This is a genomic window from Micromonospora sp. KLBMP9576 (assembly GCF_050941805.1).
In the GTDB taxonomy this organism is placed as follows: domain Bacteria; phylum Actinomycetota; class Actinomycetes; order Mycobacteriales; family Micromonosporaceae; genus Micromonospora.
Genome location: NZ_CP194567.1, coordinates 3,609,759 through 3,633,622, shown reverse-complemented (window position 1 = coordinate 3,633,622; position 23,864 = coordinate 3,609,759). Strand labels below are relative to the sequence as shown.

The 23,864-nt window shown below is 75.7% G+C and carries 26 protein-coding genes and 2 pseudogenes; 11 read left to right on the top strand and 17 right to left on the bottom strand.

The annotated features are described in order from the left end of the window. The first annotated feature begins 144 nt into the window (after positions 1–144). The 3 genes from ACQ452_RS16300 (at position 145) to ACQ452_RS16290 (ending at position 3,267) form a co-directional block, all read left to right on the top strand. The gene (locus ACQ452_RS16300; protein ID WP_433385166.1) at positions 145–588 is read left to right on the top strand and encodes a hypothetical protein; all 444 of its coding nucleotides are present in this window, start codon (positions 145–147) and stop codon (positions 586–588) included. Positions 589–721: 133 nt separating this feature from the next. After that, entirely contained in the window at positions 722–2,107 is a 1,386-nt protein-coding gene (locus ACQ452_RS16295; RefSeq protein WP_433385163.1) for an FAD-binding oxidoreductase, read from the top strand. Further along, complete coding sequence (locus tag ACQ452_RS16290) at positions 2,104–3,267, top strand: (Fe-S)-binding protein (protein WP_433385160.1); 1,164 nt, start codon at positions 2,104–2,106, stop codon at positions 3,265–3,267. The genes ACQ452_RS16295 and ACQ452_RS16290 overlap by 4 nt, the downstream gene beginning before the upstream one ends. Before the next feature lie 84 nt (positions 3,268–3,351). Here ACQ452_RS16290 and ACQ452_RS16285 read toward each other — a convergent pair. Further along, positions 3,352–3,507, bottom strand: a pseudogene (locus ACQ452_RS16285) (STAS domain-containing protein); the annotation flags it as partial. 389 nt (positions 3,508–3,896) lie between these two features. On the opposite strand from ACQ452_RS16285, the gene ACQ452_RS16280 reads away from it, so the two are divergent. Beyond that, positions 3,897–4,607 carry a GAF and ANTAR domain-containing protein gene (locus ACQ452_RS16280; RefSeq protein WP_433385157.1) on the top strand — a complete coding sequence of 237 codons (711 nt, stop codon included), beginning with the start codon at positions 3,897–3,899 and terminating at the stop codon, positions 4,605–4,607. Positions 4,608–4,611: 4 nt separating this feature from the next. Here the strand turns inward: ACQ452_RS16280 and ACQ452_RS16275 are convergent. The 4 genes and pseudogenes from ACQ452_RS16275 to ACQ452_RS16260 all read right to left on the bottom strand — a co-directional run. Next, positions 4,612–4,998, bottom strand: a pseudogene (locus tag ACQ452_RS16275) (ANTAR domain-containing protein); the annotation flags it as partial. 185 nt (positions 4,999–5,183) lie between these two features. Next, positions 5,184–7,457, bottom strand: coding sequence for an FtsX-like permease family protein (locus tag ACQ452_RS16270; RefSeq protein WP_433385154.1), 2,274 nt, complete (start codon positions 7,455–7,457; stop codon positions 5,184–5,186). Further along, on the bottom strand, positions 7,454–8,134 hold the full coding sequence (locus tag ACQ452_RS16265) for an ABC transporter ATP-binding protein (RefSeq protein ID WP_433385151.1): 681 nt from the start codon (positions 8,132–8,134) through the stop codon (positions 7,454–7,456). The genes ACQ452_RS16270 and ACQ452_RS16265 overlap by 4 nt, the downstream gene beginning before the upstream one ends. Then, positions 8,131–8,655: a PadR family transcriptional regulator gene (locus ACQ452_RS16260; RefSeq protein WP_433385148.1), complete on the bottom strand. Its 525-nt coding sequence runs from the start codon at positions 8,653–8,655 to the stop codon at positions 8,131–8,133. The genes ACQ452_RS16265 and ACQ452_RS16260 overlap by 4 nt, the downstream gene beginning before the upstream one ends. Before the next feature lie 80 nt (positions 8,656–8,735). Between ACQ452_RS16260 and ACQ452_RS16255 the strand changes: the two genes are divergently transcribed. Further along, entirely contained in the window at positions 8,736–9,311 is a 576-nt protein-coding gene (locus ACQ452_RS16255) for a GNAT family N-acetyltransferase (protein ID WP_433385145.1), read from the top strand. Here the strand turns inward: ACQ452_RS16255 and ACQ452_RS16250 are convergent. The 3 genes from ACQ452_RS16250 to ACQ452_RS16240 form a co-directional block, all read right to left on the bottom strand. Further along, complete coding sequence (locus tag ACQ452_RS16250) at positions 9,282–9,869, bottom strand: TOPRIM nucleotidyl transferase/hydrolase domain-containing protein (protein ID WP_433385142.1); 588 nt, start codon at positions 9,867–9,869, stop codon at positions 9,282–9,284. The two genes, ACQ452_RS16255 and ACQ452_RS16250, sit on opposite strands and share 30 nt — an antisense overlap. 230 nt (positions 9,870–10,099) lie before the next feature. After that, the gene (locus tag ACQ452_RS16245; protein ID WP_433394187.1) at positions 10,100–11,626 is read right to left on the bottom strand and encodes a chitinase; all 1,527 of its coding nucleotides are present in this window, start codon (positions 11,624–11,626) and stop codon (positions 10,100–10,102) included. A 175-nt stretch (positions 11,627–11,801) separates the two neighbouring features. Then, positions 11,802–12,587: an RNA ligase family protein gene (locus ACQ452_RS16240; protein WP_433385140.1), complete on the bottom strand. Its 786-nt coding sequence runs from the start codon at positions 12,585–12,587 to the stop codon at positions 11,802–11,804. Between the two features lie 164 nt (positions 12,588–12,751). On the opposite strand from ACQ452_RS16240, the gene ACQ452_RS16235 reads away from it, so the two are divergent. Further along, the gene (locus ACQ452_RS16235; protein ID WP_433385137.1) at positions 12,752–13,177 is read left to right on the top strand and encodes a type II toxin-antitoxin system Phd/YefM family antitoxin; all 426 of its coding nucleotides are present in this window, start codon (positions 12,752–12,754) and stop codon (positions 13,175–13,177) included. A 131-nt stretch (positions 13,178–13,308) separates the two neighbouring features. On the opposite strand, the gene ACQ452_RS16230 is transcribed toward ACQ452_RS16235, so the two are convergent. The 4 genes from ACQ452_RS16230 to ACQ452_RS16215 are packed head-to-tail and all read right to left on the bottom strand — an operon-like array spanning position 13,309 to position 16,365. Beyond that, positions 13,309–14,373 carry an ABC transporter ATP-binding protein gene (locus tag ACQ452_RS16230; RefSeq protein WP_433385134.1) on the bottom strand — a complete coding sequence of 355 codons (1,065 nt, stop codon included), beginning with the start codon at positions 14,371–14,373 and terminating at the stop codon, positions 13,309–13,311. Next, positions 14,370–15,173: an ABC transporter permease gene (locus ACQ452_RS16225; protein WP_433385131.1), complete on the bottom strand. Its 804-nt coding sequence runs from the start codon at positions 15,171–15,173 to the stop codon at positions 14,370–14,372. The genes ACQ452_RS16230 and ACQ452_RS16225 overlap by 4 nt, the downstream gene beginning before the upstream one ends. Beyond that, the gene (modA, locus tag ACQ452_RS16220; RefSeq protein ID WP_433385129.1) at positions 15,170–15,943 is read right to left on the bottom strand and encodes a molybdate ABC transporter substrate-binding protein; all 774 of its coding nucleotides are present in this window, start codon (positions 15,941–15,943) and stop codon (positions 15,170–15,172) included. The genes ACQ452_RS16225 and modA overlap by 4 nt, the downstream gene beginning before the upstream one ends. Further along, positions 15,940–16,365, bottom strand: a complete 426-nt coding sequence (locus ACQ452_RS16215) for a TOBE domain-containing protein (protein ID WP_433385127.1) — start codon at positions 16,363–16,365, stop codon at positions 15,940–15,942. The genes modA and ACQ452_RS16215 overlap by 4 nt, the downstream gene beginning before the upstream one ends. A 237-nt stretch (positions 16,366–16,602) precedes the next feature. On the opposite strand from ACQ452_RS16215, the gene ACQ452_RS16210 reads away from it, so the two are divergent. Continuing rightward, on the top strand, positions 16,603–17,727 hold the full coding sequence (locus ACQ452_RS16210) for a transporter substrate-binding domain-containing protein (protein ID WP_433385124.1): 1,125 nt from the start codon (positions 16,603–16,605) through the stop codon (positions 17,725–17,727). Then, entirely contained in the window at positions 17,625–18,761 is a 1,137-nt protein-coding gene (locus ACQ452_RS16205; RefSeq protein WP_433385121.1) for a hypothetical protein, read from the top strand. Before ACQ452_RS16210 ends, ACQ452_RS16205 begins: the two co-directional genes overlap by 103 nt. 105 nt (positions 18,762–18,866) lie before the next feature. Here the strand turns inward: ACQ452_RS16205 and smpB are convergent, their stop codons facing one another. Beyond that, the gene (gene smpB, locus ACQ452_RS16200) at positions 18,867–19,361 is read right to left on the bottom strand and encodes an SsrA-binding protein SmpB (RefSeq protein ID WP_433385118.1); all 495 of its coding nucleotides are present in this window, start codon (positions 19,359–19,361) and stop codon (positions 18,867–18,869) included. Beyond that, positions 19,358–20,299, bottom strand: coding sequence for a LysR family transcriptional regulator (locus ACQ452_RS16195; RefSeq protein WP_433385115.1), 942 nt, complete (start codon positions 20,297–20,299; stop codon positions 19,358–19,360). The genes smpB and ACQ452_RS16195 overlap by 4 nt, the downstream gene beginning before the upstream one ends. Positions 20,300–20,391: 92 nt before the next feature. Between ACQ452_RS16195 and ACQ452_RS16190 the strand changes: the two genes are divergently transcribed. The 3 genes from ACQ452_RS16190 (at position 20,392) to ACQ452_RS16180 (ending at position 22,166) form a co-directional block, all read left to right on the top strand. Next, complete coding sequence (locus ACQ452_RS16190) at positions 20,392–21,099, top strand: NAD(P)-dependent oxidoreductase (protein WP_433385112.1); 708 nt, start codon at positions 20,392–20,394, stop codon at positions 21,097–21,099. Further along, a complete protein-coding gene (locus ACQ452_RS16185; RefSeq protein ID WP_433385109.1) occupies positions 21,096–21,515 on the top strand; it encodes a RidA family protein in 420 nt (139 codons plus the stop codon). The genes ACQ452_RS16190 and ACQ452_RS16185 overlap by 4 nt, the downstream gene beginning before the upstream one ends. Before the next feature lie 111 nt (positions 21,516–21,626). Continuing rightward, positions 21,627–22,166, top strand: a complete 540-nt coding sequence (locus tag ACQ452_RS16180) for an RNA 2'-phosphotransferase (protein ID WP_433385106.1) — start codon at positions 21,627–21,629, stop codon at positions 22,164–22,166. A 10-nt stretch (positions 22,167–22,176) separates the two neighbouring features. Here the strand turns inward: ACQ452_RS16180 and ACQ452_RS16175 are convergent, their stop codons facing one another. The 3 genes from ACQ452_RS16175 to ACQ452_RS16165 form a co-directional block, all read right to left on the bottom strand. After that, positions 22,177–22,689 carry an NUDIX domain-containing protein gene (locus ACQ452_RS16175; RefSeq protein ID WP_433385103.1) on the bottom strand — a complete coding sequence of 171 codons (513 nt, stop codon included), beginning with the start codon at positions 22,687–22,689 and terminating at the stop codon, positions 22,177–22,179. 71 nt (positions 22,690–22,760) lie between these two features. Continuing rightward, positions 22,761–23,402 carry an SRPBCC family protein gene (locus ACQ452_RS16170; protein ID WP_433385100.1) on the bottom strand — a complete coding sequence of 214 codons (642 nt, stop codon included), beginning with the start codon at positions 23,400–23,402 and terminating at the stop codon, positions 22,761–22,763. Continuing rightward, entirely contained in the window at positions 23,399–23,779 is a 381-nt protein-coding gene (locus tag ACQ452_RS16165) for an ArsR/SmtB family transcription factor (RefSeq protein ID WP_433385097.1), read from the bottom strand. The genes ACQ452_RS16170 and ACQ452_RS16165 overlap by 4 nt, the downstream gene beginning before the upstream one ends. Between the last annotated feature and the right edge of the window lie 85 nt (positions 23,780–23,864).

Sequence of the window (23,864 nt, the reverse complement as noted above, 5' to 3'; positions counted from 1 at the left end):
ACCTCGATCCGGCAGCAACGAAGACCCGCCGAGTAGCTGACCATCGATAACCGACGATGAGAGGCGGCGGCAGGTGGTGCCCGGAGGGCCAGGCCGGGTGGTGCCGGTTCAACCTGCCGGAATCGCCCGGGTGAGGATGAGGGGGTGACCGACCGACGGGTGCATCTCGACGACCTCGGCGCGTGGCTCGTCAAGGGCAACGCGGACCGGACCGACCTGGCCGGCCGGTTCGCCCGGGATCCGCGGGTGACGAGCTGGTGCGTGCGCCCCGGCTACCGGGCCCGGCTGATGCGCGCCGGGCAGCCGGTGGTCCTCTGGGCCAGCGGCAGCCGGGGCGGGCTTGCCTACGGCGTCTGGGGGGTCGGAGTGGTGGCCGCCGCCGCGGTGCCGGGTGAGCCGGGCGCGGCCTGGACGGTGCCGTTGGAGCTGACGGTCCTCGACGGGGCGCACCGGATCCGCCGGGGGCTCCTGCGGGCCGATGCCCGGCTGGCGGGCGCGGAGGTGTTCCGGCAGCCGCAGGGGGCGAACCCGTCCTTTCTGACGGTGGCCGAGTTCGCCGCGCTGCGGGAGCACCTGCCGCCGCGCTGACGTCAGGTGCCCCCGCCGTCTTCGCCTCACCGGCCGCGGCTCTCTATGATCGGGATGAAAACTGTCGCCGTGTCGCCGCTTGTCGACTGGCAGAAACCTACGGGCGCGACCGGTGCGCCGGGAAGGGGTGGGCATGGCGCTCTCCGCGACCGTCCTCGCCGAGCTGCGCGGCATCGTCGGCCCGGCACACGTGCACGACGCGGCCGGCGACCTGGTGGCGTACGCGCGGGACGCGACGCCGCTGTTCTCGCACCGGCCCGACGCGGTGGTCTTCCCGGCCGACACCGCCGAGGTCGCCGCGGTGCTGGCCCTGGCCACCCGGCATCAGGTGCCCGTGGTGCCCCGCGGCGCGGGCTCCAACCTGTGCGCCGCGACCGTGCCGCTGCGCGGCGGGATCGTGCTCGTGCTGACCCGGCTCGCCGCCCTCCTGGAGATCAGCGCCGACGAGCTGCTCGCCCGGGTGCAACCGGGCGTGACCAGCGCCGCCCTGGCCGACGCGGCCGCCGCGCAGGGCCTGCTCTGGGTGCCCGACCCGGGCAGCCGCACCGTCGCCACCGTCGGCGGCACCATCGCCACCTGCGCGGGCGGGCTGCGTGGCCTGAAGTACGGCGTGACGCGCAACTACGTGCTCGGCCTGGAGGCGGTGCTGCCCACCGGTGAGGTGATCCGCACCGGTGGTCGGCTGTGGAAGGACGTCGCCGGCTACGACCTGACCCGGCTGCTCACCGGCTCGGAGGGCACCCTCGCCGTGATCACCGAGGCGACCGTGGCGCTGCTGCCCGCTCCGGAGTCGACGAACACCGGCGTGGCGTACTTCCCGACGTTGGCCGACGCGGGGCAGGCCGTCGCCCGGGTGATCCGGGCCGGGGTGGTGCCGGCGACGTTGGAGTTCCTCGACCGGGCCTGCATCCAGGCGGTGGAGGACTTCGCCCACCTGGGACTGCGTTCCGACGCCGGTGCGCTGCTGCTCTTCGGCGACGACGGCCCGCCGGACCTCGTCGCCACCCACCTGGACCGCATCGGCGCGGCCTGCGTCGAGGCCGGCGCGGTGGAGGTCACCACGGCCCGCGAGGTCGCCCAGGCCGAGGCGCTGCTGGCCGCGCGCCGCTGCGCGCTGCCGGCGCTGTCGCGCCGCGGCGGTGTCACCATCCTGGAGGACGCGACCGTGCCCCGGCCGCGGATCGCCGAGATGGTCGACCGGATCGACGCCATCGCCGCCCGGCACGGCGTCGCCATCGCCACCTTCGGCCACGCCGGCGACGGCAACCTGCACCCCACCTGCGTGCTCGACTCCGCCGAGGACCACGAGGCGGTACGCCGCGCCGAGGCGGCCTTCGCCGACATCTTCGCCGCCGCCATCGCGCTCGGCGGCACGATCACCGGCGAGCACGGGGTGGGGGCGGCGAAGCTGCCGTTCCTCGCCGCCCGACTCGGCGACGACCAACTCGCCCTGCTGCGCCGGATCAAGGCCGCCTTCGATCCGGCCGGCATCCTCAACCCCGGAAAGCTGGGATCGTGACGGGCGACGTGTTCGACCCGGAGCAGTTGTCCCGCTGCATCTCGTGCGGGTTCTGCCTGCCGGCCTGCCCCACCTACGCGATGACGGGCGACGAGGCGTCCTCGCCGCGTGGCCGGATCACCCTGATGCGGGCGTTGCAGGACGGCACCCTGCCGCCGGACGACCCCACCCTCGCCGAGCAGTCCTCCTTCTGCCTGGGTTGCCGCGCCTGCGAGCCGGTCTGCCCGGCGGGCGTGGAGTACGGCGACCTGCTGGAGCAGTGGCGGGTGCACCAGTGGCGGGGCTGGCGGCGGCCGCCGGTGGCCCGGGCGCTGATGCTGCTCGTCGAGCGACGGTGGCTGTTGCGGTTGTCCGGCCTCGTGCGTCGGGCCGCCCGCGGCCGGGCCGCCGCCGCGCCCCAGGCGGGGCCGACCCCCGGCGCGGCGACGTCGACCGCGTCGGCGCCGGGCGCGGCACCAGGTGCGCCGGGCGCCGCCGGCGGGACCGGCGCGCCGGGCGCGCAGCTCATGCTGGGCTGCGTCGAGCGGGGCCTGTTCCCGGCGGTCAGCCGGGCGGCGCACGCGCTCGCACCCGAGCTGGCCGTCCCCACCGCGCAGGGCTGCTGCGGTGCGCTGCACGCGCACAACGGCGACCTGGCCGGCGGCGAGCGGCTGGCCGAGCGCCTCGGTGCGGACCTGCCCGGCACCATCGTCACCACCTCCGGTGGCTGCGCCGCGCACCTGGCCTCGGTGCTCGGCCGGGACCGGGTCCGCGAGCTGTCCACCTGGCTCGCCGACCGGCCCGTCGGGGCCGAGCTGCGCACGGGTGGGCGGCGGGCCCGGGTCGCCCTTCAGGACTCCTGCCACCTGCGCAACGGCCTCGGCGTCTTCGCCGAGCCCCGGGCGCTGCTACGCCAGGTCGCTGAGTACGTGGAGCTGCCCTCGGCGGCCACCTGCTGCGGGGCCGCCGGCACGTACTCCCTGCTGCGGCCCAAGGAGTCACGGCGGATCCTGGACGCGAAGATCGACGAGATCGAGGCCGCCGGGGTGGACCTGGTGGTGGTGGTCAACCCCGGGTGCCTGCGGCAGTTGCGTACGGGGCTGCGGCGGCGCCGGTCGACGGTGCGGGCCGTGCACCTCGCCGAGCTGCTCACCCGCGTCGAGCCGCCGCGACCGGCCTGAGCGTTCCCCCGCGGCCTCCCGCGGGGTCCCGCTCAGCTCCAGCAGGCGGCGCACGCAGGGGGCCGGGTCGGGCAGCGTGAGGCGGCCACCGGCACGGGTGACGACCCGCCGCACCCGCAGCAGCGCGCTGATGCCGTGGGCGCTGAAGAACGTGACTCCGGACAGGTCGAGCCGGACCTCGCCCGCATGCCCGGCGCAGAACGACTCCACGAACTCGACCAGCAGGTGGGCGCTGCTCATGTCGAGCTCGCCACGGACCTCGACGAGCCGGGTCGTGGGCTGCACGGTCACCCGGAGCGAGACGATGGGCGGGCCCGCGCGGCGCCGGCCCGCCGCGGCCGGGTGCCCCGCCTCGCCTGGCAAGAGTGTCGACATGACGCCCTCCCGAATGTGGACAACGGGGTAGCGGGGCGGCGGTCCACCACGCTCGCGGTGGGCACCGATCCCTGGGCGCATGTCTTGACCCGGACCAGACGTTACCCCCGCCGCCGGGTCTTCCACACCTGGCGGGCGGGGCGACGGATCGGCGCTGTGTGCACGTACGACGGGGTGGGCCGGTAGGTTGGGGCCGTGCAGAGCCGATCCCGGCGTGAGCGGCCGGTGCGCCGACCGTGAAGGGGGCCGACCCGATGGAGCAGAGCCCGCACGGCTCCCGGGAAGCGTTCGCCGAGCTCGGCCGGATCGGGCTCGGGGACGCCGGCCTGGAGACGGTCCTGTCGCGGATCGCGACGGCGGCCCGGCGGGGCGTTCCCGGCTCCGAGGAGGTGTCCGTGACCCTGCTGCGGGGGGAGGCCCCGCAGAGCGTCGCGTACACCGGCACGATGGCGCGGGAACTCGACGAGTGGCAGTACGAGAACGACCGGGGCCCGTGCCTCGACGCGTCGGTGAGCGGGGGCGTGTTGAGCCTGCCGGACATGGGCACCGAGGACCGGTGGCCGGGATGGGCCGCCGAGGCCCGCGACCGGGGGGTGCACAGCTCGCTCTCCATCGGCCTGCCGATCCAGGAGGCCGTGGTCGGGACGCTCAACGTCTACGGCACCCGGCCGTACGCCTTCGATCAGGCGGGGATCGAGCTGGCGAAGACCTTCGCGGCGTACGCGGCCGTCGCCCTGGCCCACGCCCACCTCTACGAGAGCACCACCACCCTGGCCCGGCAGATGCGCACCGCGATGGAGAGCCGCGCCGTCATCGAGCAGGCCAAGGGGATCGTGATGGGCGAGCGGCGGTGCACGCCCGAGGAGGCGTTCGCGTTGCTGTCCAGGATGGCCCAGGACAGCGACCGCAAGGTCCGGGACGTGGCCAGCGCGCTCGTCGGGCGGGCCACGGGCCACCAGCCGTAGGCGCCTACTGCTCCCGCTCCCCGGCGGCGCCACGGACCAACGCGTCCGCCACCTCGCGTACCTTCCGGTTGGAGTTCTGCGAGATCTTCGCCAGGATGCTGAACGCCTCCTCCGCCGTGCACCGGCGTCGGCCCATGATGATGCCCTTGGCCTGCTCGATGACGGCGCGACTCTCCATCGCCACCTGCATCTGCTGGGCGAGGGTCGCCGTGCTCTCGTAGAGGTGGGCGTTGGCCAGGGCGATCGCGGCGTATCCGGCGAAGGTCTGGGCCGCCGCCGTGACCTCGTCGAACGCCCCGGGCTCGGTGCCGTAGACGTTCAACGCCCCCACGACGGCCTCCTGGATCGGCAGGCCGATGGACATCGAACTGCCCGCCCCCGCCGCGTACGCGGCCCGGGGCGGTCCGTGGGCACGGACCGCTGTACCGGAGTCCATGCTCGGATCCGGGACCGGCGCCGCTGCTTGACGCGCGTTCGCGACGCCCCTTTCGGCGTGCGCTACAGGCCCACCAGTTTACGGCGCGGCCCGGGCGGCGGCGCGACCCGGCCGGCGGGTGCGCCGGCCGGGTCGCCGGCTCACTCGGTACGGATGCCGTCGGGCCTGGTCAACCGCCACAGCACCGGCAGGCTGAGCCCGGTGACCAGCAGCACCACCGCCGCGCCGAGGCCGGTGGAGACGGCCAGCACCGGCCAGGCGACCGTGACCGGCGTCTGCACCATCCGCAGCAGCACCGCGCCCAGGCCGAGCCCGAAGACGACCGCCAGGGCGAGCCCGATCACCACCGGCACGGCGCTCTGCCACAGCACCGACCAGCTCAGCGTCCAGCGGCGGGTGCCCACCGCGACCAGCATCGCCAGCAGCCGGCGGCGCTCCCGGAGCTGCTCCAGGACGCCGACGAGCATGCTGGCCCCGATCAACAGCAGGGTGACCACCGCACCGATGTAGAGGCCACGCTGGATGTTGACGAACCGGGTGGCCTGCCGGGTCTCGGTCAGGGTGAGCACCAAGGCGTACGGGTCGACGTCGGCGGCGGCGTTGCGGACGTGCTCCACCGCGTCGGGCCGGTCGGGCGCGAGCCGCAGGTACACCTCCGCGTCCAGCGGGGACAGCCGGACCGCGTCGATCGCGCCGGGGGTGACCAGCAGGCCGGGCTGGCGGAAGCCGGCCGGGTCGGTGCGGACGGGGACCTGGCGGGTGGTCCGGGGAACGCGCCAGGTCGACCCGCCGCCGTCCCCGACCGCGACCGTGGTGTCGGGCCGGATGCCGGGCCGCTGCTCCTCGGGATCCGGGGCCAGGAACGCGTCGCCGTCGGCGCACCGGTCGAGCTCGGCGAACTCGGCCAGCGCCGCACAGTCGCCGATGCGCAGCGTGGTGGACGCCTCGCCGGCCGCGACCACGGTGGTGCGGGTGGTGGTGCTGCCGGTGACCCCGGGCGCGCCGACCAGCCGGTCCAGGGCGGCGGGCGCGCCCGGGAGCCCGGGAAGCTGCACCTGCACCTGGGCGCGGGAGGTGTCCTGCCCGGTGTCGAAGGTGAACCTGCCGGAGATCCCGGCGAAGAGCATCTGCAACCCGATGGTGCCCGCCACGGCGACCGCGATGCCGTTGACCAGCCGGGCCGAGGCGGCGCTGTCGAGCTGGAGGCGGCGCACCGCGAGCTGCCACGCCACCGGCCCGCCGCGCAGCCGGCGTACCAGCAGGTCGGTCAGCCAGGGCAGCAGGGTTACCACCCCGACCAGCAGCAGCACGGCGCCGGCCGCCGTCTGTTGCTCGCTGCCCAGCGGCGCGATTCCGGCGGCGCCGGCCAGCAGCAGCCCGATCCCGGCGGCCGGCAGCAGCAGTCGCCACACCAGCCGGCGGCGCACCGGCGTGGCGCGCCGGGTCACCCCGAGCGGCTCGATCAGCACGGCGCGCATCGACACCAGCGTCACGACGACGGCGAGCACCGGCACCGCCACCACGACGGCGGCGACCAGCGGCAGCGGCGGGCGCACGTCGGCGGCGTACACGCTCAGGTCCATGAGGGTGACCAGCGGGACCACCTGCCGGCCGAGCGCGAAGAGCAGGCCGCCGGTCGCGACGCCGAGCAGCGCGCCGGCGGCGGCCTCCCCGGCGGCGATGCGGCGGACCATCGCGGCGTCGGCGCCGACGAGCCGCAGCGCGGCCAGTCGACGGTCGCGCCGCTCGCCGCCGAAGCGCACGGCGGCGGCGAGGAAGACCGCGATGGGCAGCAACAGGACCACGAAGATGACGACCACCAGCACCATCAGCACCGGGTCGAAGGCCTCGCCGGGCAGTCCGCCGCCGAAGGTGTCCAGCCGGGTCGCGTCGTCGACCGTGAGGGTGCCGCTACCCAGGTAGTAGGCCAGCTCGCGCGGACCCGCCAGCCCCTCGTCGGCGATGACGCCGGTGACCGTGGCCCCGCCCAGCCGGGGGGCGAACAGCGCGCCGTCGGTGGAGTCGAGCAGGTCGCGCAGGGCGGGGGAGACCAGCACCTCGCCGGCGCGGGGCAGCGCCGCGACCCCCGGCGGGATCGGCGCGGCCGGTCCCTCGGGCCGCAGGAGCCGGCCGCGCACCGGCTGCCCCCGGAACTCGGTGTCGGTCTGGCCGATCAGCAGGGTGTTCGCGGCGGCCGGGATCCGCTCGCCCATCCGCAGGTCGTCGCGGGCGTCGCCGCGCGCCTGCCGGGCGTCCAGCGCGCCGGGCACCGCGGCGGCGAGCAGCAGCATCGCCACCCCCACGCCGACGCCGACGGCGGTGAGCACCGCCCGCAGCCAGCCGTCCCGGCCGCCGGTGAACGCCATCCGGGCGCCCATGACCAGGTCGGCCGCGCGGTCGCGCAGCCGCGTCACGCCGTGACCTCCAGATCGCGGGTACGCCCGTCGCGCACCACCACCTCCCGATCGGAGTACGCGGCCACCCGCGCCTCGTGGGTCACCAGCACCACGGCCGCCCCGCTGTCCCGGGCGGCGGCGGTGAGCAGCCGCATCACCCGCTCGCCGTTGAGCGAGTCGAGCGCCCCGGTCGGCTCGTCGGCGAAGACCACCCGTGGTCGGGTGACCAGCGCCCGGGCGACCGCCACCCGCTGCCCCTGCCCGCCGGAGATCTCGCCGGGCCGCTTCCCGGCCACCTCGGCGACCTCGAGGCGGTCCAGCCACTCGGCCGCCCGGCGCTCCGCCTCGCGGCGGGCGACGCGGCCCAGCCGCAGCGGCAACGCGACGTTCTCCACACAGGTCAGCTCCGGTACGAGCTGGCCGAACTGGAAGACGAAGCCGAACTCGTTCCGGCGCAGCGCGCTGCGTTCGGCGTCGCTCAGGGCGGCGAGGTCGCGGCCGGCGTAGCGCACCACGCCCGAGTCGGGTCGGGTGATGCCGGCGAGGCAGTGCAGCAGGGTGGACTTGCCGGAGCCGGAGGAACCCATGACGGCCAGCACCTCGCCCGGGTGCACGCGCAGGTTGGCGCCGGCCAGCGCCCGGGTCGGACCGAACGCGAGGTGCAGGTCCTCGGCGAGCAGCAGCGGCGCGCTCACGACCGGACCGCCGTGGCGAGTTCGTCGAGGCGGGCGGCGGTCAGTTCCAGCCAGCGCAGGTCGGCCTCCAGGTGGAACAGCGCGTGGTCGCAGACCAGCTGCTCGGCCAGGTCGCCGTCGCGCTTGCGGCGGGTCAGCTCACGCATCATCCGCAGGTGCTCGGCGCGTTGCACGTCGAGCACGTCGGCGGCGGGGCGGCCGGTCAGCAGGGCCAGCACGACCTTGGTGTAGAGGGTGCTCTGCAGATACGGCTCGGGCTTCTCGGCCCGGGCGAGCCACTGTGTGACGTCGGTGACGCCGGCCTCGGTGATCGCGTACCGCTTGCGCTCGGGACCCTCGCCGGGCTCCACCGACTCCACCTCGACCAGGCCGCCGCGCAGCAGCCGGGACAGGGTGGCGTAGACCTGCCCGTACGCGAGCGGGCGGGCGTGACCGAAGCGTTCGTCGTAGAGGCGTTTGATGTCGTAGCCGTGGCGGGGGTTGGCCTCCAGGAGGCCGAGGAAGGTCTGTCCGATCGACATGCCGGGGACTATACACACCGCGTATACCTCGCGTGTATACCGGTACATTGCCCGCTCGACCGTCTGCATCGGGAGGTCACGTGTTCGCCCTGTCCCTGACCGAGGACGCCGAGCTGCGTCCCCTGGAGCCGTGGCGGGCCGAGGAGTTCCTCGCCCACCTCGACCGGGCCCGTACGCACATCGCGCCCTGGGTCTCGCCCTCGTTCGTCGTCGGCGACCTCGACTCCGCCCGGGCCGTGCTCCAGGGCTACGCGGACCGGTGGGCGTGCGACGCCGGCGGCATCTGGGGCATCTGGCGGCGGGGCGACCTGGTCGGCGGGGTCATGTTCGTCTCGTTCGACGTCGCCCGGGGCGTCTGCGAGGCGGGCTGCTGGCTGGAGCCGGCCGGGGAGGGCCACGGGCTGGTCACCCGGGCGGTCGGCCGGATCGTCGACTGGGCGGTGCGGGAGCGCGGCATCCACCGCGTCGAGTGGCGCACCAACGCGCGCAACGCCCGCAGCATCGCGACCGCCCGGCGGCTGGGCATGCGCCTCGACGGGACGCTGCGCGAGATCTACCCGGGGCCGGCCGGGCGGATCGACCTCGAGGTGTGGTCGGTGCTGGCGCCCGAGTGGCGCGGCGTGCGCTCAGACGCCGGCGAGCACCGCGTCGAGTGAGCGGGGCACCCGGTCCGACTCCAGCGCCGCCACGAGCAGCCGCGCGTACGCGCTCTTGCGGCCGGACCGGGTGCCGAGGAAGCGGCGCAGCTGTGCCTCGACGGCGCGCCCCCGCTGGGCCGGCTGCCGTTGGAAGCGGTCGAACGAGCGCAGCTCGCCCTCCGCGGCGAGCACCGCCCGCACCCCGACGACGCCGACCGCGCGGATCAGCTCGTCCTCGAGGTCGGCCACGCAGACGTGGAACCCGAGGGTCGCCAGACCGGCGCGGGACAGGTCGGCGCCGAGGCCGCAGCGTTCCAGCCCGCGCCGGAAGAAGCCCTCCTCGGCCTCGTCGTAGAGGCCCGCCAGCCGCAGCCCGCGTCCCGCCGGGCCGAGCTGGTCGAGGAAGTGGCCGATGTTCGTCGCGCCGCCCATGGCCACGACCCGTACGCCGTCGGCGTCGAGGTCCCGGCCGCGGCGCGCGGCGAGGGTCTCCAGGGCGGCCCGGTCGCTCGCCCCCTCGACGAGCACCACCGCCCGCGCGTCGATCCCGGCCGCCAGCTCACGGATGTCGCGCACGCTCGCCTCCCGCCCCGGACGCCGCCGCGCCCGGCCGCGCGGCCGGGCGTCGCTCCGGGCGGTCCGGTCCCGTGTCCGCCACGCGATGGTGGCCGGACCGGCCGGCGGCGCAACCGGGTTCCGGCGGCGCCGACGGGCGTGCCGCGTCCCGTCCGTCGTCGGAATGGTGCCGTTTTCAGGTCGGGGCCGGGCCGCCGTCCGGGCCGGGCGGCCCGGACGGCGGCACCTGCTCAGGGCAGCGCCCGCAGGAACGGGCCGTGGCTCAGGCGGAACTCCCACGCGTAGAACCGGTCCCAGTTGATCGACCAGGTCATCAGGCCCCGGAAGGCGGGGTTGGTGCCGCTGCGCGGGGTGTACGGGCCGCAGCCCTGCCCCTTCACCAGGCAGGTCACCGCCGCCTGCACCCCGGCCGGGGCGAGGTATCCGTTGCCGGCGCTGGGGGAGGAGGGCGCGCCGAAGGCCACCTGGTCCTCGCGCAGCGGCGGGAAGACGCGGTCGGGGTTGCCGGCCACGGGGAAGCCCGCGAGCAGCATGTCGGTCATCGCGATGTGGAAGTCCGCGCCACCCGTCGTGTGGTACTGGTTGTCGAGCCCCATGATCGGCCCCGAGTTGTAGTCCTGCACGTGCAGCACGGTGAGGTCGTCGCGCAGCGCGTGGATCACCGGCAGGTACGACCCGGCGCGCGGGTCCTGCCCGCCCCACGGGCCCGACCCGTAGAACTGGTAGCCGAGCTGGACGAAGAACGTCTCCGGCGCCATGGTGAGCACGAAGCCCGCCCCGTACCGCTGCTTGAGGGTGCGGATCGCGGAGATCAGGTTGACGATCACCGGCGTGGTCGGGTTGCGGAAGTCGGTGTCGCCCGCGTCCAGATAGAGCGAGTGCCCCTCGAAGTCGATGTCGAGCCCGTTCAGGCCGTACCTGTCGATGATGGCCGACACCGACCGGACGAAGGTGTCCCGGGCGGCGGCCGTGGTGAGCTGCACCTGGCCGTTCTGCCCGCCGATGGAGAGCAGCACCTTCTTGCCCTGCGCCTGTTTGGCGCGGATCGCCGCGACGAACTCGGCCTCGGTCTCGACGTCGGGGCACTCGGCCGGCGGGCAGAGCTGGAAGCGGATGTCGCCGGAGGTGGCCGTGGTGGGTTCGCCGAAGGCGAGGTTGACGATGTCCCAGTCGGCGGGCATGTCGGCCATCCGCAGGTAGCCGGAGCCGTTGGCGAAGCTGGCGTGCAGGTAGCCGATCAGCGCGTGCCGGGGCAGCCCGCCGGGCGGGGGAGTGGTGGGCGGCGGCGGTGTGCTGGGTGGCGGGGTGGTCGGCGGTGCCGTGGTGGGCGGGGCGGTCGTGGGCGGTGCCGTGGTGGGCGGGGTGGTGGGCGTGCCGCCCGAGCAGGGCGTGCCGTTGAGCGTGCAGTCGGTGGGGGAGCCGGAGCCGGTGGCCAGGAAGCCGAACGACACCGAGGCGCCGGGGGCCACGGTGCCGTTCCAGGAGCGGTTGGTGAAGGTGTGCCGCTGGCCGGAGCTGCTCACCGTGGCGTCCCAGTAGGAGCCGAGCGTCGTGCCCGCCGGCAGGGTGAAGGCGACCTGCCACCCGGTGATGGTGCCCGGGCCGCCGTTGGTGACGGTGTAGCGCCCCTCCCATCCGGCGCCCCAGTCGGCGGTCTTGGCGAAGGTCGCGGTCGGGCCGGCGGCGCGGGCCGGCGCGGCGAGGGTCAGCGTGGTGGCGGTGACGGTGGCGAGGGCCGCCACGGCGGCCAGCAGCAGGTTTCGGGCGGGGCGACGCATCCGGACCTCCCGGTACGAGGGCAGTCGGATCGACGGATGCACAATTATTAGGATTGTTAACTGTAGTTGTCCAGTGGCGTCGGCCGATGCGTCCTGCCGTGCCCCGGCCCCGGCCCGCCGGCGGGCGCGCCCCGGGGCACGCCCGCCGACCGGGTCAGCGCCGGCCCGCGCGGCGCTTCAGGGTGCGCTCGTAGTCCTGGAACCGCGCCTTGGCGATGACCGAGCGGTCCGCCGCGCGCAGCACCAGCCCCTCGCCGCGGCCGGCCGGTCCGTCCAGCGCCGCCAGCGTCCGGGGCAGGCGGCCGGCCAGGAACGCGTGCGTCCCGTCGAGGTCGCGGGGCAGGTCCGCGGCGTCGACCGTGGCGAGCCGGGGCACGGTCGGCAGACCCAACGCGTCGGCCCGCCCGACGAGGTCCGCCTCGCCGAGGAAGCGCTGGCCGCCGCCGTCGCGCCAGGCCGAGATCCGCGGGGCCGGCCAGTCGAGCATCGGCGCGGGGTCGGCCAGCACGGCCACGTCGAAGAGCCGGTGCCCGACCCGGCGCTCGGCGGTGTAGTTGCGCGATCCGCCGGTGACCTTGCCGCCGTACACCTCCAGGTGGAACACCGTGATCCGGTCGTCCGCCGCCGCGACGGTCAGCCGTTCGGCCACGTCGCGCAGGGCGTCGGCGATGCCGAGCGCGGGGTTGCCGATCAGGTCGCCGCGCGCGTACAGCAGCTCCTCGCGGCTGCCGATCAGGTACGCGCCGCCGGGCAGCACGACGATCCGGGCGTTCGTACCGTCGATCTTCTCGGTGAGGGTGACCGGCCCGGTGAACGCCACGCACTCCGCCAGCAGCCCGCCGTCGCGGGGGTCCAGGGCGTGGTAGGTGGGGATCGACGGATACTTGGTCAGCGAGTTGATCGCGCGCAGGTCGACCGTCCGGACGTCGAGGCGGGACACGGCAGCTCCTTCGTGGTGGGTCCGCCGCGCCGGTTCGCGGTGCGGCGTCGGGCGGGCAGCGTATCCGCCGCGAGGGCCCCGGCTCGCGCCAGTTTTCCGGTCCGCACGTCCAACCTGGACCGTCGGCGTGCGGAAATGTCGTACCCGACGGCGACCATCCATCCATGGCTGTCCCCGCTCTCACCCCGCACACCGACCAGCCGCGTTCGGTGCCGCTGCGCGAGGCGCGCACCCGGCTCACCCAGCTCGTCGCGCTGGCCGAGTTGACCGACACCGTCACCGTCGTCACCCGCGACGGCGATCCCCGCCCGGTGGCCGCGATCGTCCCGGCGGCCGCCGCCCGCAGCGCCGCCCAGGCGCGTGCCGACACCGATCGCCTCGCCGCCGTCACCGCCGGCTGGGCCCGGCGCCTCGACGAGGCGCACCGGCGCAGCAGCCGCCGGCACGCCGCCGAGCTGCGCGCGGTCACCGCCGCCCTCGCCGAGGTCTGGGCCGAACTCGACCGCCGGGCCACCCCCGGCGGCGACCCCCGCCTGGCCCGGCTCCGCGCCGCCCACGCCGACCTGCTGGCCGCCGGCCCCGCCGCCTGACCCCGCCCGGCGTCCGCGCCCGCCCGGCGTCCGCGCCGCCTCGCGGGCGCGCCCCGTGTCCGAGCCGCGCGGCGTTCGCGGCCGGAGCACTGTGCGTCGGGCGCCGCTGCCGGCCGCAGGGACGGCAGGCGTCAGCCGACGGGGTACGCGTGGGTCTGCGCCGCCGGCACCGAGGCCCACACCTGCCGGCCGGGTGCCAGGCGCAGTCCGGCGGCCGCGACGGGCGTGACGTCCGCGTCGATCCCGATCGGCCCGTCGAGGCGCACCCGCAGGTTGTCGCCGTGCCGCTGGACCCCGGCCACCGTCGCCGCCCAGGTGTTGGGTGGGCCGCCCTCGGGCCGCGACGGGCGCAGGGCCACCGCCGAGGGCCGGAAGGCGACGAAGACCTCCCCGTCGAGCCCGCCGGCGACGGTGAGGGTCAGCCCGTCGGCGACCCGCACCCCGTGCCCGTCGGCGCGGCCCCGGTGCAGGTTCAACCCGACGAGCCGGGCCACGTAGTCCGTGCGTGGCCGGGCCGTGACGGTCGCGGCGTCGCCCTCCTGCACCACCCGGCCCTCCTCGACGACCACGAGCCGGTCGGCCAGCACCAGCGCGTCCAGCGGGTCGTGGGTGACCAGCAGGGCGGCCCCCGGGTGCGCGGCCAGGTGCCGGTGCAGCTCCGCCCGGGTGTCCAGCCGGGTACGCGCGTCGAGCGCGGCCAGCGGCTCGTCGAGTAGCAGCAGCGCCGGTTCGACGGCGAGCGCGCGGGCCAGCGCGACCCGCTGCGCCTGCCCGCCGGAGAGCTGCCGGGGCCGGCGCTCGGCATGCTCGGCGAGACCGACCCGGCCCAGCCAGTCGTGGGCGATCCGCCGGGCCGTACGCCGGTCGGCGCCGTGCCGCCGGGGCCCGAACGCCACGTTCTCCCACGCGCTGAGGTGCGGGAAGAGCAGGTAGTCCTGGAAGACCACGCCGACCGGCCGGCGCTCGGTCGGCGTCCAGGCGCGTCGCGCCGGCCGGTCCAGGTCGACGCCGTCGAGGGTGAGGTGCCCGGCGGTCAGCGGGAGCAGGCCGGCGAGCGCGCGCAGCGCGGTGGTCTTGCCCGCCCCGTTGGGGCCGAGCAGCGCGACCACCTCGCCGGCGGCGACCCGCAGCGCGACGTCGAGGCGGAACCCGCCCCGGTCCACCACCAGGTGCGCGTCGAGCAGGGACGCGCTCACGGGCCGGTGATCCAGCGGTCGCGCAGCCCGGCGAGGATGGCCACCGAGACGGTGAGCAGGACGAGGCTGAGCACCACGGCGGCCTGCACGTCCGTCTCCAGCGCCAGGTAGACGGCCAACGGCATGGTCTGCGTCCGCCCCGGATAGTTGCCGGCGAAGGTGATGGTGGCGCCGAACTCGCCGAGCGCCCGGGCCCAGCACAGCACCGCCCCGGCCGCCAGGCCGGGAGCCACCAGGGGCAGGGTGACGTGGGTGAACGTCGTCCACCGACCGGCGCCGAGAGTCGCCGCCGCCTCCTCGTACCGGCCGTCGGCGCCGCGCAGCGCCCCCTCGACGGCGATCACGAGGAACGGCATCGCCACGAACGCCTCCGCGAGCACCACGCCGGCGGTGGTGAACGGCAGGGTGATCCCGAAGGTCGCGTCGAGCCAGCCGCCGAGCAGGCCGCGCCGGCCGAAGACCAGCAGCAGCGCCACCCCGCCGACCACGGGCGGCAGCACCAGCGGCACGGTGACGAGGGCGCGTACCAGGCGTCGGCCGGGGAACTCGACGCGGGCCAGCAGCCAGGCCAGCGGCACCCCGAGCAGCAGGCAGAGCAGCGTGGCCAGGGTGGCGCTCAGCAGGGACAGCCGCAGCGCGGTGAGCACGCCCGGCGCGGTGAGCCGCTGCGGCAGGTCGGCCCACGGCGTACGGGCCAGCAGCCCGACCAGCGGCAGCACGAGGAAGACCAGCCCCAGCACGGCCGGCAGCAGCAACGCGAGCGGCACCCGGGCGCCCCGCCCTCCGTGGGTACGCGTCACGGGGCCTGGAACCCGGCCCCGGTGAGCACCGCCCGCCCCCGATCCGAGCGGACGTACGCGACGAAGGCCCGCGCGCCGTCGGGGTTCGGCGCGTCGCGCAGCGCGACGATCGGGTAGTCGTTGACGGCGCGGGCGGACTCGGCAAACTCCACGGCCGTCACCTCGGCCGCGGCGGCCAGCGCGTCCGTGCGGTAGACGAGGGCCGCGTCGACCTCGCCGAGGCGCAGCTTGGACAGCGCGCCCCGCACGTCGCGTTCCAGGGTGACCGGGGCGAGGGTGACGGCGGCGGCGTCGAGTGCGGTGCGCGCCGCCGCGCCGCAGGGCACCTGCTCCGCGCAGAGCGCGACCTTGACCCCCGGCCGGCTCAGGTCCGCCAGCCCGGCGACGGCGTGCGGGTTGCCCTTCGGCACGGCGACGACGAGCTGGTTGCGGACGAGGACCGCCGGATCGCCGTCGGCGTGGCCGGCCTCGGTGACGGTGGCCATGTTGGCGGTCGCCGCCGAGGCGAACACGTCGGCCGGCGCGCCCTGGTTGATCTGGGCGGCCAGCGCCGCGCTGCCGGCGAAGTTGAGGACCACGCTGGTGCCCGGGTGGGCGGCCTCGAAGTCCCGGCCGAGCCGGGTGAACGACTCGGTGAGGGAGGCTGCGGCGAACACGGTCACCGCCCCGCCCGCCGAGCCACCGCCGGAGCTGTCTCCCGCCCCGCCGCACCCGGTCAGGGCCACCGTCGCCACCACCAGCGTCGCCGCCGCCCGCAGCCGTGCCCTCACGAGCCCTGCCTGCCCCGCGAGCCCGCCGCCGGGTCGGCGCGTTCCACCACCACCGTTGTCGACTTGATCACCGCGACGGCCAGTGAACCCACGCGCAGGTCCAGCTCGTCGGCCGCCTCACGGCTCATCAGCGACACGACCCGGAACGGGCCCGCCTGGATGTCGACCTGCGCCATCACGGTGTCCCGCACGACGTTGACCACGATGCCACGCAGCCGGTTGCGGGCCGAGGAGACGTCCGAGCGGTCCTCCGGGTCGGTGCCCTTACCCCGCGCGAAGGCGGCCAGGTCGACCCCGTCGATGACCCGATGGCCGTGCCCGTCGCGCCCGGCGGCGAGCCGCCCGGCGTCGACCCACCGGCGTACGGTGTCGGCGCTGACCCCGAGCAGCTCGGCGGCCTCCCCGATGCGGAACGTCGTCACGAGGCACACCCTAGCGCCCGCACCTGCGAGGGCCCGTGGTGGATCCCGCTTGCTGAAGCGATGGTGGAACGGCTCCGCCCCTGGCGATCGCGTCAGCGGGCACCGTCCGGGCCGGTCCCGTCGCCACCGGGCCGGCTAGTTGACCCGGACGGCCGCCCGTTCACCTGCTGTCGCCGCGTCGCGGGATAGACCACAATGAGGGGCTCGCACGGGGGGACGGCGACCGGGAGGGTCGAGTTGGGTCAGGACGAGGAGAGCGGCGCGAGCCCGTCGGTGCCGTTGCCGGCGCCCGGCCGCGCCTGGCGGTCCCGGCAGGTGCGCCTGGCGGCCCTGCTGCTCCTGCTGGTGGTGGTCGTGACGGCCACGGTCCGGGTGGTAGTGGCCAGCGGCCCGCCGACCTGGGACGAGCTGCGCGAGCGGGCCGGACTGACCAACCGGGACAGGCTGATCATCGGGGTCAAGGACGACCAGCCGGGCGTGGCGCAGAAGCTGGAGAACGGTGCGTTCGAGGGCTTCGACATCGACATCGCGTACATGATCGCCGAGGACCTGGGCTTCGACGCCCCGGAGGTGACGCTGCTGTCGATCGAGAGCGAGGACCGGGCCCGCCGGCAGGCACGCGACGCCGACGGCAGCTTCGTCACCGTCGACCTGGTGATCGCCTCCTACAGCATCACGGAGCAACGCCGGGAGCAGGGCGTGGTCTTCTCCTTCCCGTATCTGGAGACCGAGCAGTCGGTGCTGACGCTGGCGTCCGACCCCCGGCAGGTCGCCAGCCTGCGCGACCTCGACAAGGCGAAGGTCTGCACGCTGGGTACGTCCACCTCGGAAGAGCGCCTGCGGGAGGCGGGCGCGAGCCCGATCGGCCGCAATCGGATCAGCCAGTGCGTCCAGGCGCTCTACGACGGCGAGGTGGACGCGGTGACCACCGACGCGGCGATCCTGGCCGGCTTCGTGGGCCCGCGCCCGTCGGGGGAACTGCCGCCGGCGACGAAGCTGCTGCGGCGCAAGGAGTTGCGGCACTGGGACATCGGCGCGGAGTCGGCGGAGAAGTGGGGCGTGAACACCGGCCCCGTTCCGGCGATGCGGGACCTGGTGAACCTCTCCCTCTACCAGTCCGCGAAGGGCCCCGACGGCGATCTGTGGAAGGCGGCTTTCGACCGCTACCTGGCCTCGGAGCAGCAGTACAGCAACCCGCAGCAGGTGGCGGTCGGCCGGCAGCCGGAGCCCGAGGAGAAGGTGGAGGTGCGGCAGTGGCCGTGGGAGAGGTGGGCCCTGCCGTCTCCGAGCCGGCCGCGACCGGGCGCCCAGACCGCCGCCCGGGCACGAGGCAGGCGCAACAGGCGCAGCAGTGGCTGCTGACGCTGCTGCCCGCGTTCCCGGTGCTGCTGCTGGTGCTGCGGCTCTGGCGGCTCAGTCGGCAGGACATGCCGACGATGCTGCTGCTGGTGCAGTACGTCAGCCCGCTCGGACTGCTCAGCGCCCTGCTGATCGCGCTGGTCTGGGCGTTTCCGCTCGTCGTGCTGGTGCTGGCGGTCCTCGGCCGGCTGCTCCAGGTCAGCGCGCCTGACCGGTTCGACCCGGAGCGCTCGCTGCTCGCCTACGGCACCGTGCGTACGCCCGGCTGGGTTCTGGTGTCGGCGGTCGCGCTGGCGGCGCTCACCTGGCAGTTGCGGTTCCTGCCGCTGCTGGTGATGCTCTCCCTCTGGGTGCTGGCGCTGCGGACCCGGCTGCGTCACCCGGACCGCCCCCGGCTCCTGCTCGGCACCGGGTTGGTGCTGCCGGTCGTGGCGGCGGCCGCGAGCTACGCCTGGCTGGGCCCCGCCGTGCCGGCCGCGGTCCGCGGCGGCGAGCTGGCCACGGCCCTGCTGCTGGTGGTGCCGCCGCTGGGGGCGGTGGTGCTCACCGGCCCGGTGCCGGGCCCCGTCGCCCCGGCGCTGACCCGCACCCTCGCCTACGTGGTGGCCGGCGTGGTGCCGCTGGTGATGGGGGTGGTCTTCCTGCGGGTGCCGCTGCTGCCGGCGGTCGCCGTCGAGGTAGGCCCGGAGGCCGGCCCGGTCCGGGAGGTGGTACGCGGCCAGGCGGTCGCCGTGACCGACCGGATGACCATCGTGCTCGACGGGCGGGGCGAGGTGCGTTTCCTGCCCAACGACCGGGTACGCGGGCAGTTGCTGTGCCCGGACCCGGGACGCGTCCCGGTCAGCCGGGTGGACGTGTACGGCTGGCAGGTGGAGGAGACGGCGCTGGACTGGTTGATCCCCCGGCAGCCGGTGGGGCGGACGGACCCGCGCTGTCTCGGTCGGCTGCCGGCCGCCGACCCCGGCGACCCCTTGACGCCCGGCTCGTCGACGCCCGGCCCCGCCACGTCCGTCCCCGCGTCCCCGGGCCCGCGTTGACGGTCGTTCCGGCCGGCCGGGGCGGTTGTCCCGGCGCCCCGGCCCGCCCGCCGAGCGCCCTGACCGGGCGGCTCGGCCCCCGTCCCGGGAGGTTCGCGGGGGCGGTCAGCCGCGGCGGGCGGTGCGGCCCTTGAGGTGGCGGCCCAGCTCCCGGGCGATCTCCCGCTCGGCGTCCCGCTCCGCCAGCGCCTGCCGCTTGTCGTACGACCTGCGGCCCTTGGCCAGGGCCAGCTCGACCTTCGCCCAGCCGCCCGAGAAGTACATCGACAGCGGCACCAGGGTCAGCCCGCCCTCGCGGGTGCGCTCCAGGATCCGGGCGATCTCCACCCGGCGCAGCAGCAGCTTGCGGGTGCGCCGGGGCGCGTGGTTGGTCCAGCTACCGAAGCCGTACTCGGCGATGTGCAGCCCGTGCAGCATCAGCTCGCCGTCGTGTTCCTGGGCGAACGCGTCGACAAGCGACGCCCGGCCCTCGCGCAGCGACTTGACCTCGGTGCCGGCCAGGACGAGGCCCGCCTCGTAGGTCTTGAGGATCGTGTAGTCGTGCCGCGCCTTCTTGTTCGAGGCGATCAACTTGCGCTCGGTCTGCCGGGCCGCGTTCACCCGGTGGAGGATATCGGCCGGCCGGTGGCTCGCGGCGGTCGACTCCCGGCGCCGGCTGCCTCCACCCGCAGATTGGCGAGCAGCCGGTCGACCGCCGGCGGACGGTGCCGCCCGGCGGCGGTGGCCGCGTACACCCGCCGGGCCGGCGCGTCGTCGCCGTGCAGGCGCAGCAGCACCAGGTCGGCCGGGGCGGCCCGGACGGCGAGCGCGGGCACCAGCGCGACCCCCAGCCCGGCGGCCACGCAGCCCAGCTTGCCGGTCCAGTCGGCGGCGACGATGTCCGTCCGGGGCCGGAAGCCGGGTGGCATGGTGGCGCGCATCAACGGGTCCTCGCCGTCGGCCGACCCGGCGACGAACGTGTCGTCGGCCAGCTCGGCCAGCCGCACCGTGCGGCGTCGGGCAAGGCGGTGGTCCCGGGCCACCGCCACCAGCAGGCGCTCGTCGAGCAGGTGCCGCAGCTCGAGGCGTCCGGCGTCCAGCGGCCGGTCCGGCGGCGCGCTCACCACGGCCACGTCGGCGTCGCCGGCGAGCAACCGTTGCAGCAGGTCGGGGGTGCGGCCCTCGACCACCGAGAGGGCCACCCGGGGGTACGCGGCGCGGAACGCGGCCAGCGCCCGGGGCACGAGGGCGGCCATCGCGGTCGCGAACGCCCCCACCCGCAGCCGGCCCCCACCGAGCCCCCGCAGCGCGTCCAGGTCCCGGTGGGCGGTGGTGAGCCGGTCCAGCACCGCCTGCGCGTGCGGCAGCAGGCACCGCCCCGGCTCGGTCAGGGCGACGCCGCGCGGCAGCCGGTCGAACAACGCCACGCCCAGCTCCGCCTCCAACGCCGCGATCTGGCGGGACACCGCCGACTGGGTGTAGCGCAGCTCGCGGGCGGCGGCGGTGATCGAGCCGTGCCGGGCCACCGTCCGGAACACGTCGAGGGCGAGCGGCTGCATCCGCCGAGCGTACCCACGCATGCGTCGCACGCATGGCTGCCATCCCGATGATTCGCTGATCGCATGGCACCGCCCGCCCTACGGTTTCCCCCATGACAGAGATCGCCGTACTCGGCACGGGCCGGATGGGGGCGTCGATCGCCGTCGGCCACGCCGGCGTCGTCATCACGATGCTCGCCGACGCCGACGCCGTGCAGGCGGTGCTGTTCGGGCCCGACGGGGCCGCGCCGGCCCTGCCACCCGGTGCCTGCCTGGTCGAGATGTCCACCAACGGTCCGGTCGCCGTCCGCGAACTCGCGACGCGCCTACCCACCACCGTGGACCTGGTCGACGCCCCGGTGGCCGGCAGCGTGGCCGCCGCCCGCGCCGGCCAGCTTCGGGTGCTCGCCGGCGGCGCCGATGCCGCCGTCGACCGGGCCACCCCCGTCCTGGGGGCGCTCGGCACCGTACGCCGTTGCGGCGACACCGGCGGCGGGGCCGCGCTGAAGCTCGTGCTCAACGCGGCGCTGCTCGTCGCGGTCGCCGGGCTGGCCGACACCCTGGCGGTCGCCCGCGCCGTCGGCGTCGACCGGGCGACCGCCCTCGACGCGCTGGCCGCAGGCCCGCTCGGCGGAGTGCTCACGCGCGCCACCGCCACCGACGCCGACTTTCCGCTCGTCCTCGCCGCCAAGGACCTCGACCTGGCCCGGGACGCGCTCGTCGCCACCCCGGCCCCGCTGCTGCGCGCGGCCCGGAGCACGCTGGCCGCCGCCGACCCGACCGCCGACATCGCCACCCTCGTAGCCCTGGAGAACTCGTGAGGCGCACCCTCGACAACCCGCCCACCGTCGCCGCCCCGTTCGGCGACCGGTTCGCCCACGTGGCCCGCGTCGACCTGCCCGGCGGCGCACTGCTCATGCTCGCCGGGCAGGTGGCCGTCGACGACGACGGCCACCTGGTGGGGCCGGGCGACGTCGTCGCGCAGTCGGAACGGATCTTCGAGATCGTCGAGGGCGTGCTGGCCGGCCACGGCGCGGGCCTGGCGGACGTGCTGCACGTCCGGACGTTCATGACCGACCTCGGCGACCTGCCCGGGTACGCCGGCGTGCGGCGTCGGCTCTTCACCGCCGTGCCACCGCCCGCCAGCACGACGGTCGAGGTAAGCCGGCTCTTCCTGCCCGGCGCGCTCGTCGAGGTGGAGGTGGCGGCCGCCGTCACCGGCCGGTCCGCCGCCTGAGCCTGCGCGTCACCGCCCTGCCCGGCGGGTGCCGCCGGCCGCGCTCGCCGGCGTCGTCGCGTCCGCCGAACCCGGTGGCGTCGGCCGCCCGACGCGCGCGAGACTCTGTCGATGGATCACCGGGCGATGGTGCGGCTGAGCAAGCGGATGTCCCTGGCGCTGCGCCACGTGCCGGCCCGGTTCGGCCTCGTGCCCGACCGGGCGGGCTGGGTGCCGGTGGAGGCCCTGTGTGCCGCGCTGCGCATCGACCGTGCCGACCTGGACCCCGTGGTGGCCGGCGACGACAAGCAGCGCTTCGCCGTGCAGCGCGGTGCCGACGGCGTCGAGCGGATCCGGGCCAACCAGGGGCACTCGATCCCGGTCGAGCTGGGGCTCGCGCCCGCCGTGCCGCCGGCACGGCTCTACCACGGCACCGGTCGCGCAGCGCTCGACTCGATCCGGGCCACCGGCCTGCACCGGGCCGGTCGGCACCACGTGCACCTGTCACCGGACGTGGCGACCGCCCGACGGGTGGGTGCCCGACGGGCGGGCGAGCTGGTGGTGTTGACGGTGGACGCGGCGGCGATGGCCCGCGACGGGCACATCTTCTATTGCAGCGCCAACGGTGTCTGGCTCACCGACGCGGTGCCCGCCCGCTACCTGACGGGCTGAGCGCTCCGGCTCAGCCCGGGTGCCGGGCGAGGAAGTCGGCGAGCATCCGGGTGTGGGTGGAGAAGGCCAGCTCCGTGGGTTCGGTGAGCACCAGCCACTCGGTGGCCTCGGCGGTCGGCGCCGACGGTGGCAGCGCGTCGGCCCGCCGCGTGGGCAGCTCGCCGAAGACCATCATCGTGCCGCCGGCCGGGGCGCCGTGCACCGCGAGCAGCCGGGCGTCGGCGGCGTCGGCGCGCAGGCCGGTCTCCTCCCACAGCTCCCGGACCAGCGCCTCCTGCCACTCCTCGCCGTACTCGACGAAGCCACCCGGCAGGGCGAGCTGGCCGCGGGCCGGCTCGATGTCGCGGCGGACGACGACCACGCCGAGACCCCGGGCCGTGCGGACCGGCAGCACCGCCACCGCGACGGGCAGCGGGTTGCGCCAGACCGTCTCGCCGCAGGCCGCGCAGACCCGCGGCCACCCGGCCGCCGCCGGGTAGGCCGCGCCGCAGTAGGAGCAGTGGGAGTACGGCGCGCCGGTCATGCCGCAGCACGTTACCCGCCGGCCGCGACTCGCCGTCTCGTGGCGGGCCGTGACCGGCGTCGCGCCCGCGCTCAGGGCATCGGTGTGCCGGTGTAGAAGGCGGTGGTGCGGGCCACGGCGGCCCGGGCGGCCTCGGCGTCGGTGCCGTCGGCGACGCTCGCCTCGCCCCAACGCTCGCTGCTCGCCGTCGCGAACCGCCGGCCCTGCTCGGAGACCGCCCATGCCTCGCCCTCCTGCGGCGTGACCCCGCTGCCGTCGGCGGCCAGGTGCGAGGCCAGGCCGAGCAGCGCCAGGTCCCAGCCGACCCCGAGCGCGCCCGGGCCGAACTGGTCCCAGCGTTCCTGGTCGACGTGCGCGACGTGCTCCAGCTCGAAGCGGGTCCGACCGTCCCCGGCCGGGGTCAGCCGCACCTCGATCCAGCTCACCTCCTCGCCGTACTCCCAGGTGGCGGCGAAGCCCTTCGGCGGGTCGCAGCGTTCGATCGTACCGCCGGCGTTGCCCTCCAACTGGTAGCGGCCGTGCAGCCGCAGGTCGCCGGAGACCGGCATGAACCAGCGGGGGATCCGCTCGGCGTTGGTGCAGGCGTCCCAGAGGTCCGCCAGTGGCGCGTCGTACGTCTGGCTGATGGTCATCACCCGGGCCTCGCCGGCCTCCAGCACCCGCCGGCCGAGCTGGCGGCGTACGGCGTTGATCTGCTCGGTGGCGTCGATCATGCGTCTCTCCTGTCATCGGGCGGTCTGTCGGTCACGTCCGGCTGCGCGCGTAGCCGCCGTTCGCGCTTGCCTCGGGCCAGTTCGGTGGCGAGGGCGTGCAGGGGCGGCGTCCAGAACCGGCGGAAGTCCGCCAGCCAGCTGTCGACCTCCCGTAGGCCGCGGGGATCCACGGCGTAGAGCCGCCGGGCCCCCGCCGGCCGGACGGTGGCGAAGCCGTTGTCGCGCAGCACCTTCAGGTGCTGGGAGACGGCCGGCTGGGAGATCCCGAACTCCCGCCGGATCACGTCGCACAGCCCGCCGGCGGTCATCTCGCCGTCGGTGAGCAGTTCGAGGATGCGGCGCCGCACCGGATCACCGAGTACGTCGAAGGCGTGCACGCGCTCTTTCTATCACACATGGCTTATATAAGCGGGCCCTGATAAAGGGCGTCCGCGGCCCCGGGTTTGCCTGCCGGGTGGCCGG

Excerpts from the sequence above, each read along its gene's own strand:
- ACQ452_RS16195 (WP_433385115.1), bottom strand. The coding sequence starts at position 20,299 with ATGCAGCCGCTCGCCCTCGACGTGTTCCGGACGGTGGCCCGGCACGGC.
- ACQ452_RS16170 (WP_433385100.1), bottom strand. The coding sequence starts at position 23,402 with ATGATCGACGCCACCGAGCAGATCAACGCCGTACGCCGCCAGCTCGGC.
- ACQ452_RS16180 (WP_433385106.1), top strand. The coding sequence starts at position 21,627 with ATGGATCACCGGGCGATGGTGCGGCTGAGCAAGCGGATGTCCCTGGCG.
- ACQ452_RS16175 (WP_433385103.1), bottom strand. The coding sequence starts at position 22,689 with ATGACCGGCGCGCCGTACTCCCACTGCTCCTACTGCGGCGCGGCCTAC.
- ACQ452_RS16235 (WP_433385137.1), top strand. The coding sequence starts at position 12,752 with ATGGCTGTCCCCGCTCTCACCCCGCACACCGACCAGCCGCGTTCGGTG.
- ACQ452_RS16260 (WP_433385148.1), bottom strand. The coding sequence starts at position 8,655 with ATGTCGATCGGACAGACCTTCCTCGGCCTCCTGGAGGCCAACCCCCGC.
- ACQ452_RS16295 (WP_433385163.1), top strand. The coding sequence starts at position 722 with ATGGCGCTCTCCGCGACCGTCCTCGCCGAGCTGCGCGGCATCGTCGGC.
- ACQ452_RS16280 (WP_433385157.1), top strand. The coding sequence starts at position 3,897 with ATGGAGCAGAGCCCGCACGGCTCCCGGGAAGCGTTCGCCGAGCTCGGC.
- ACQ452_RS16190 (WP_433385112.1), top strand. The coding sequence starts at position 20,392 with ATGACAGAGATCGCCGTACTCGGCACGGGCCGGATGGGGGCGTCGATC.